This window comes from Bacteroidales bacterium, from assembly GCA_014860575.1.
Taxonomy (GTDB): Bacteria; Bacteroidota; Bacteroidia; order Bacteroidales; family JAAYJT01; genus JAAYJT01.
The window spans coordinates 1-2,043 of sequence record JACZJK010000003.1; the positions used below are offsets into that span (position 1 = coordinate 1).

The following is a 2,043-nucleotide window of genomic DNA, read 5'->3' on the forward strand; positions in this document are numbered from 1 at the left end:
TATTCACTGCGCATAAGCTTTAATTTTAAGTTGTTATTTAGTTTTTTTTCTCTTACTAATTTAAAATTTTAGCTTATGCTTTTTCAAACATAATACCTTAAGGCACTCGGATTTCAGGCACAGCCGGGGTATAATCCGTAAAAATGAAGTGGCAGTGAACAATTTCCCGGCAAAATTTCTACATTCGTGGCATAAAACCCATTGGAAATGCCTGATAATGCCTTTCAGTTTCCCATAAATGTTTCGTTTCTTGCAAAAATCAGGAGTGGTTTGGATAGGATTACAGATGATAATTCAGTCAATGATGTTCGTTTATCTTCATTCATTTACACCTGAATTGATGACTGGTTCCAATAGAAAAATATATGTACCAGGTAAATATACACATACGTTACCAGCAAGGCTAAACAGACGACCGTGAAAATAAAAGTAGGAAACTTTAAAGTTGACATAAGGACATTGATAGACATCCGAAAAGATGGAAAGTTACCAAGACTTTATGTCCACGAGAAATTTGAGAAGCCATTAAAATGGATTGTAAGAACAATTGCGATAATTAGTTTTATCACAATTTTCTTGGCTCTTGACGACTACCTTTTGAGCATATCGATTGGACTTGGACTTTTTTTATTATCGTTCATTTTCGATAGAGCAATTGTCAAATACACAACTTTTATTGTTCAGCCGTTTCCTGACTTTGAAATTGACTACAGTCAATGGTATAACGTAATGACAATTTCTCAGCCAGACCACAAAAAAAATGTAAACGTTGTAGGTTTTGTTTATAAAGACATTGAATACGGCAAGAAGTTTTTCAAGTATTTCAAGTCATGGAACTTCGACAATTCTGTGGACAAAGACAGGAATATTATTCTTTCAATTGTTGAAGAGCCTAATGGGGCATTTACATTTTATATCTATGCCAGTCCTTATCGTAAAAATCTTGACAAAATGTTCAAAGCTGTTGCTGCGGACAATTTCGTAGAAAAAAGAAAAGACGGAAAAATTCAAGAAGGATTAGTGATGCAAATGGCTTATTGGCATACAATAAAATATACTGACGACAAACATATGCGTGACTTTCTTAAATATCAACCAGCAGACGAAAAATTTATGTTTGTACCATCAGCAAAATACGACAATGGCTATGGAATAGATATTGACAGTCAAATCATTCTTCACGGCTACAAATACTCAAAAAGAAAGGACTTGCATAAATATTCAACAGAGAACCAATTGACCGAAATGGCTAAAAAATGGAAAGACTAAACCTATACAGACAAGAAAGCCCAGCTGGTAACACGGGCTCATAAGCAATGCGGGCGAAACAGTTAAATACAAAATGAAATCAATAATAAAGCAAACCGGTAATTACGCAGTGAAAGTTTTCAGAACCCGTAGGGGTCATAGCCGGAACCGTTAGCCATAAGTGTGAAAAAACAAAATTAAATAACAACAAGAGTGAAAAATAAACCATACATTTTTAGAAAAATAATAGCGGCTATAATTGACTATGCGATAATTTACGGTATAACATTTTTATACTTAATGAAATTTGGAAAACTGACTGGAGATGGTGGATACCAAGCAAATGGACTTTATGCTTTTCCTCCAATTATTTTATGGGTTGTTATGTTACCAATTGCTGAATCAGTATTTTCAAGGACATTGGGACATTGGATAGTCGGTTTAAAAATAGCAGATGAATCAGGAATTAAAGCTGATTTCATTCAAACGTTTAAAAGAAGATTGGCTGACATTGTGGAGATACCATTTTTCGGCATACCCGCAATAATTGCAATAAATAAGACTACGAAAAATCAAAGGATAGGTGACTTGTGGGCAGAAACTATTGTTGTGTCGCGAAAGGATGAAAAAGTGAAAATTGAAAACACCAGTGGCTAATAAATAGGACTCTGAGCGGCGCGCAGCGCCCAGCGATGAGTCGGTGTTGAACTATTCATCCGCCGCCAGGAGGACAACCGCCGGGATTGGAACTATGTACTTAACGAAGGTTTTTGTTGTTTTATAGCAGGTTGGTTA

The 2,043-nt window shown here is 35.4% G+C and carries 2 protein-coding genes; both read left to right on the forward strand.

Annotated features, from left to right (window positions below):
* Positions 1–417 precede the first annotated feature (417 nt).
* Positions 418–1,269, forward strand: a complete 852-nt coding sequence (locus IH597_00260) for a hypothetical protein (GenBank protein ID MBE0660875.1) — start codon at positions 418–420, stop codon at positions 1,267–1,269.
* Positions 1,270–1,461: 192 nt separating this feature from the next.
* The gene (locus IH597_00265) at positions 1,462–1,905 is read left to right on the forward strand and encodes an RDD family protein (GenBank protein MBE0660876.1); all 444 of its coding nucleotides are present in this window, start codon (positions 1,462–1,464) and stop codon (positions 1,903–1,905) included.
* The last annotated feature ends 138 nt before the right edge of the window (positions 1,906–2,043 follow it).